The sequence below is a fragment of the Candidatus Protochlamydia sp. W-9 genome (genome assembly GCF_001950615.1).
In the GTDB taxonomy this organism is placed as follows: Bacteria; Chlamydiota; Chlamydiia; order Chlamydiales; family Parachlamydiaceae; genus Protochlamydia; species Protochlamydia amoebophila.
Genome location: NZ_BCPZ01000190.1, coordinates 1 through 794 on the forward strand (window position 1 = coordinate 1; position 794 = coordinate 794).

Sequence of the window (794 nt, forward strand, 5' to 3'; positions counted from 1 at the left end):
ATCTGTAGGGTAGGGTTTTGCAGGATTGTAAGCCATAAATATAACATCGGGTTTTCCATATTTATCTACATCCCAGCCTTCTGGCTTTTCTTTCGGATCAAATGCAACTTTAGCAACCGGAACAAGCCCGTGTTTAGCATATATCAGAGGTAAAGGAAGATTTGGCATATTAAAACAATCCAAATGCGTTCCCTTATTCTCTAGAGCTTTGGGAATGAGGATGTCGACAACGCCTCTCGGAGCTTTTTTAGCATCTTTGAAAACAGATACAATATCTCCATTCAGCTTAACAGCAACGCCAAAAGACTTATCAGTAGATAGAAACATTCTCATTTTTTCATACTCTTCAACTGAATAAATAAATACAGTTGGCCCTGCGTTTGCCTTCGTTATTGCATCGTAAAATACTACTGGATCTGTTTCTTGTCTAAGTTCAACATAACTTATTGGTGACGTAGTATTAACTTGTTCCTGTGAGGGTACAATTGCTTGCTGCTGATCTATTTCTTGATGTAGTTTAGCTGACGTCAGTTGCTCATACACTAAAGCACTGGATGCGAATTGTCTAGAACTACTATTATCAACAACCTCTGTAGATACGCTTTGTTGAGGATTATCATCAGTAACTTTTGGAATATCTGGGTTTGTCTGGTTAGAATTTTCCTGAGATATAAATGTCGGCCTTGTCTGAGAAATTGGATTTAATCCACTAGGTGGCATATAATGGGCTCCTATTATAAATTTAAAACTAAAACTATTAATTTATTAAAATAAATAATTAATCTATATTATTA

At 35.8% G+C, this 794-nt stretch carries 1 protein-coding gene; it reads right to left on the reverse strand.

Annotation, left to right across the window (positions count from 1 at the left end; genetic code table 11):
* The coding region (locus BU804_RS06295; protein ID WP_075883425.1) for a hypothetical protein at positions 1-720 on the reverse strand (720 nt) is incomplete at its 3' end.
* Positions 721-794: the final 74 nt, after the last annotated feature.